The organism is Paenibacillus sp. OT2-17 (assembly GCF_009827695.1).
GTDB classification, from domain to species: Bacteria; Bacillota; Bacilli; order Paenibacillales; family Paenibacillaceae; genus Paenibacillus; species Paenibacillus polymyxa_B.
In genome coordinates, this window is the sequence record NZ_WUDQ01000211.1 from 1 (window position 1) to 5,878 (window position 5,878).

5 protein-coding genes are annotated in these 5,878 nt (G+C 45.9%); all 5 read right to left on the reverse strand.

Annotated features, from left to right (window positions below):
• Positions 1–5: 5 nt before the first annotated feature.
• Complete coding sequence (locus GRP75_RS17535; protein ID WP_160789926.1) at positions 6–1,700, reverse strand: ABC transporter substrate-binding protein; 1,695 nt, start codon at positions 1,698–1,700, stop codon at positions 6–8.
• A 74-nt stretch (positions 1,701–1,774) separates the two neighbouring features.
• On the reverse strand, positions 1,775–2,677 hold the full coding sequence (locus GRP75_RS17540; protein ID WP_023990333.1) for a carbohydrate ABC transporter permease: 903 nt from the start codon (positions 2,675–2,677) through the stop codon (positions 1,775–1,777).
• A 15-nt stretch (positions 2,678–2,692) separates the two neighbouring features.
• On the reverse strand, positions 2,693–3,706 hold the full coding sequence (locus tag GRP75_RS17545) for an ABC transporter permease (protein WP_076295644.1): 1,014 nt from the start codon (positions 3,704–3,706) through the stop codon (positions 2,693–2,695).
• Positions 3,707–4,159: 453 nt separating this feature from the next.
• Positions 4,160–4,576 carry a cupredoxin domain-containing protein gene (locus GRP75_RS17550; RefSeq protein WP_160789927.1) on the reverse strand — a complete coding sequence of 139 codons (417 nt, stop codon included), beginning with the start codon at positions 4,574–4,576 and terminating at the stop codon, positions 4,160–4,162.
• A gap of 104 nt (positions 4,577–4,680) precedes the next feature.
• A partial coding sequence (locus tag GRP75_RS17555) for an amino acid ABC transporter ATP-binding/permease protein (RefSeq protein WP_160789928.1) occupies positions 4,681–5,878 on the reverse strand: 1,198 nt, incomplete at its 5' end.

Here is a 5,878-nt window from a genome sequence, read left to right on the forward strand (position 1 = left end):
TTCAGCTATTTAGAAGCCTTGCCACTCCATAACTCCACTCTGTCCTTCACCAGTTGCGTGTATTGCTGTTCCATTTGGACAGCTCCGGCGGCATCCAGTTCTTTAATCATGTTGTCGTATACCGTATCAAAATTGGAAGCCGGTGCTAAAATAGCTTCCGGTATACGTTTGCGGATAATGTCTGTCGTTTTTTTGAATGTAACGTTATAGCTGGATTCATTGTCTGTTGTCAGGTTATAGGCTGCGCCCCAAGGCTTTACATCAAATTCTTTCTTGTCCGGGAACAGATCTTTCCACGTTTTTACGCCATACGCTTTAAGTGATTCTTTCTCCGGCTTCGAATAAGCCGCGATAATTTGTTCCGGGAATTTGGCAGTATAGTAGTTACCTGTAGGGTCCTTCACGCCGTCACCATAGTGTCCGCTGATGAGCGTGTACAAATCTATACCCGTAGATTTATTGAAGTTGGTTGTATTGTTCGTTTTTTGTTCCAGTACATCAGCAGGAATGACACGTTTGCCGTCTTTAATTTCATAATGCTTGCCTTCGATCCCCCAGTTCACTAGCACCTGTCCTTCATCGGAAGCTAAATAATCAAGGAATTTAATAGCCCGCACCGGGTCCTTGCAATTCTCTGTAATACCTACTCCATAACCGGACGTGAAGCCCGTATCCTGAAAGGAACGATCCTTGTATTCCTCCGAAAGTGTAACTGGAAAATGCGCGTAGCTGGATTCGGATTTACCTGACGCTTTTAACGCATTTTCGGCATCCTGATAACCCCACTCCTGGTCGATCAGACCGAGGACACGGCCGCTGGCAATTTTGGATTTGTATTGATCACTTTTTTGCACAAATGAATCTTTATCGAGCAGTCCTTCATTGTACATGTGGTTCAACCAACGGAAATATTCCTTTTCTTCCGGACGTTTGTAATGAAGCTTCGCTTCAAATGTTTTGGGATCAATAAAATATTCACCATCATCCGGCGCTCCAGTCGTCTGGAAGGCAGGATTCGTTACGGTAATCATAATTCTCCAGTCGTCTGCATCCAACGTGAGTGGGATCGTTTTTTTGCCATTGATCGTCGGATGTTTGGCTGCATAGGTTTTGAGTGCGTTTTCATAATCCTGTAGCGTTCTTACCTTTGGATATCCTAGCTCCTTGAGCACCTTATGCTGAATTTCAAATCCCCCCGTCGCGTCAAAACTCTCCTGTCCCACACCTGCATACGTAGGAAGGACATAGATGGATTGATCTTTATTACTGTATTTCAAACGATCCATATAGGGTCCATATAGCTTTTTGAGATTGGGTGCATGATCGTTGATCAGATCTGTCAGATCAATCATGGCCCCCGCATCCACAAGCTTGTTAATATTCGCTTTAGGAGAAACCAAGTCCGGGTATTCTCCACTTGCTGCCATCAAAGCAATTCGGTCATCTCCACCTCCACCGCTGACATCAAATTCCGCATTCAAGGTTACACCTGTTTTTTTGGTGATTTCCTTGCCTATTTCATCCTTCATTCCGTTCCATTGTGGGCTTGTATCTGCTCCGAAGAAGCTAAACGTAATCGGGTCTGTGCCGCTGGATGTGCCTTCCTTCGCTGCTTTATCGCTTCCTCCACAACCTGCGAGTGCGGTAAGGGACACCGCGAGCAAGGGAATCAGTGCAAATCTGGACCAGTGTTTTTTCATGTATAAATCCTCCTATATTCCTATGATGACTTCTCCTGCAAATAACTGCTATTTTACTACCGGAATCCTGTCTTTTATGATTTCACTGCCCCCAGTGTCATCCCGCCTACAAAATATTTTTGCAGGAACGGATATACCATCAGGATGGGGAGCGTAACCGTAATCGTGATTGCCATTTTAATCGACTCTGGTGAAATTTGAGCCATTTGCTTAGCCATATCGTTACTATTCGTCATACTGGAGCCGCCTTGCTGCGTACTTTGCAGTATCTTCATCAGCTCATACTGTAGCGTCGTCCATTGCGGCGCCCCACCATTATACAAATACGTATCAAACCAAGCATTCCACTGACCTACTGCCAGAAAAAGAGCAATCGTTGCCAATACTGGTTTGCACAGCGGCAAAATAATTCTCCAGTAAATCGTAAAATCATTCGCCCCATCGAGTTTGGCTGACTCCTGCAACGCATATGGCAAACCGTCCATAAAGGAACGAATGACAAACACGTTAAATGCGCTAATTAAGCCTGGAAAAATGTACACCCAAAACGAACCCAGCAGATGCAGATCACGCATCAAAATAAACACGGGCACCATCCCGCCAGAAAAATACATCGTCAACGCCAAAAACGTAGAAATAAACTTACGAGCGCGAAACTCGACCCGACTCAATGTAAAAGCAAGCATAGACGCGCAAATCAATCCGAGTACTGTTCCGACCAAAGTACGAAGAATAGATATTTGCAGTCCCTGAAGAAGGCCATCGTACTGGAAAATCGTTTTGTAATTTTCGAGCGTAAATTGGCGGGGCCATATATAAATTCCACCGCGAACCGTGTCCGTTGAATTGTTCAGGGAAATCGCAAGTACGTTCAGAAACGGGTACAGCGTCAACACCACGATCAGAGCCATGAGGATATAATTGAACAGGTCAAACAGCTTCTCAGACCGGGTAGCATTAAATGCCTTATTCGTCATTTCGCTTCTCCCTCCCTACATGATGCTTTCTTTGGTCAGTTTTTTGAATATACCGTTCGCCGTAAACAACAGCAAAATGCTAACCAGTGAGTTGAAAATACCAATTGCCGTCCCATAAGAGAAGCGACCCAAATTAATCCCGTAATTGAGCGCGTACAGATCCAACACCTCGGAATAATCCGTCACGAGACTATTGCCAAGCAAGAACTGCTTTTCAAAACCATTGCTCACCAGATGCCCAATCGCCATAATGAACAGAACGGCAATCGTCGAGCGGATACCCGGCAGTGTAATATGCCACATCTGTCTCCAGCGGCTCGCTCCATCCACGCGCGATGCTTCATACTGTTCTTGATCAATTCCGGTGATTGCAGCTAAATAAATAATCGTATTCCAACCTGTCTCTTTCCATATGTCGGAAGCGGTTACAATGTACCAGAACCAGCTCCCCTTTGCCATGAACTGAATCGGCTCATCCACAATATGAAGCGCTACCAATATATCGTTGACAATGCCTCCGTCAATGGACAGCATTTTCGTGACCAATCCAGCCACAACTACCCAGGATACAAAATGCGGGAGGTAGGATATCGTCTGTACAAACCGTTTGAACAACATACCACGCAGCTCATTTAACAGAATTGCAAAGAAGATCGGTACGACAAAACCAAATATAATCCCCATCAGGCTCATCGCCAGTGTATTACGTAATACTAGATAAAATCGTTCGTCCTGAAATAACTCAATAAAGTTATTCAGCCCTACCCATTTCTGGTCCGTAAAGGATTTAGCTGGCTTATAATTTTGAAACGCCATCGTCCAGCCCCAAAGCGGAAGATAGCTGAAAACAAACACCCATATGACGAAAGGAATGGACATAAAATAAAGATACTTTTGCTGCTTCACACTGTCCCACAAGCCTTTTCTACCACGTTCAGGCTTCGGGCCGCGAGCCTTGCGTGGTCTTCCCCGATTGGATTCAGGAATCACAGCACTATTGTTGGAAGCGGTTTCAGTTGAAGATTCCATAACAAGCTCCTCCTCATCTCTAGATACTATTATCATACTTTGCTGGCTTGGAAGCGGGTACCCGACGAATTAGGAGAAAAATCAGTTCAAAATTAGATATATGGGATGAAAAAAATTACATTCGTGCCACTACGCATGCGGATGGTGCTTCCCTCGCTGTTGTCCCCGGATTTCTTGAATAAGCAACCAAAGGTAGAAATCCGGGGACAAAGGCGACCGCTTCGCTTGTCCAGCACCATTCCGCCTGCTCCGTTCTCATGTAAATTTTCTGAGAGAAGTCTTGTAAAAAACAAAAGATCAGCAATGTAAGCTGATCAGAGGTAAAGGATAAAGGATAATGCATATTGCACCACAGGTGGATGATGGTATATATACAGACTGTCGCAATTAACCTAATTGATTAAAGGAAAAAAATAGCTTTCTAGCATCAAAGTGCTAGAAAGCTATTTTGATTTATTTTACCGTGATCGTCCCGAAGTACATGTACATGCCACAATTATACTCATATACCCCTGGCTTCAAATCCTTGACGGTAAAATAATTATTTTCGTGATCCAGGTAAACGTCCATTCCGATCTTCAACGACTGCACTTCATCAATGCAAGTAAAGGATGTCATTTTCTTGAAATTGATTTTGGTTGGAACGCCGGATTTCACTTCAATATTTTTAGGATAGAAACCGTCCCCTTTTACACCCACTGTAACAATCTCATATTTGGTCTTGTCTGGCTCTTCCTGAGCTTGTTTAGGTTGACTCGCCGGAAACGACGACACGCTCCCCTGAAAATAAAACAAGACAAACCCGCCCATGCTCAGGGCTACAAAACCAATCAGCATCAAATGCCAATGCTTAGAGATAAGTGCTTTCATTCATATCAGCCCCTCCAGTTGAGTGTCTACAGTTGAGTGTCTACATGTGACGCATCAACTCTAACCAGTATATAAAAGTTAATCAAAATTTTATATACCTCATTTCACAGGCTCGGATGATCCAGCTCATACAGGTTGCGGTATCGGGGCTGCTCCTGCCAAAGCTTTTCATGACTGCCCCGCATGGAAATGACCCCTTTTTCCATAAAAATCACCTCGTCCATATGCTCCATTCCTGTCAGATGATGCGTGATCCAGATCAATGTTTTGCCTTTCAGCACACGAAACATCGTCTGCATGAGTTCATGCTCTGTCAGTGGGTCAAGTCCCACTGTTGGCTCATCCAGCAAAACAATCGGGTGATTTTGCAGCAAAATCCGCGCCAGTGCAATTCGCTGTTTTTCTCCACCGGAAAAACGAAGCCCCGTCTCCTGCATTCGGGTATCGTAGCCCTCCGGCAAAGAATCAATTAGAGTTCCAAGCCCTACCTGCTCTGTTACTGCACGAACCTCATCCAGCGTAGCATCGGGTCGTCCCAGCCGAATATTGTTCGCTACCGTTGTATCGAATAAATACGGCTGCTGGTTTAGCACCGCAAATAAACTGGAGTATGCTCCACCTGTATATACGGGAATCCCTGCGACAGTGACGCTACCTTCATCAGGCTGCAATGCTCCCTGAATCAGGTTCAGCAGCGTGGACTTGCCCGCACCACTGCGGCCAAGCAATGCAACCTTGCCCCCCTGCGGTACGTGCAGGGAGATATTACGCACGCTCCATTCCTGCGTTGCCGCATAGCGGTAGCTTACGTTGTTCAGCAGCAGGTCTCCTCCGAGGCCCAATCGCATAGCGGTAGCCTGTTCCTCTAGAATGTCTGCTGTTCCGCCTGCTCCCGGTGTAGGTGTGTCTTTCTCCGAATCCTTTAACCGTCGAAGTGAATCCTGATACTCCGGTGCATGAACCACCGCTTCTCCAGCGCGAACGAAGGCATCCAGCAATGGAAAAGCCACAAGGGCAAAGGATGCCAGCCATGTGGCTTCTATACGATTCTGTGCTACCAGTCCCCCGGCCCACACAGTCATAATCACAATCCCGCCGCCTACAACGCATTGTGCGATCCAATGAGAACGCCACTCGCTCCGGCGAAGTGAATTCTCCATCACGGCAGCCCTATTGTGCCGTTGTGTAAAGGTACTCAGGAAATGCCCAGTCCGTCCGCTCAGCACCAGATCACTCATGCCGAACAGAGCATCCGTCAGCTCCTGATAGGCTTTACTCCGTTCCTGCTTGAACATTCGCCGT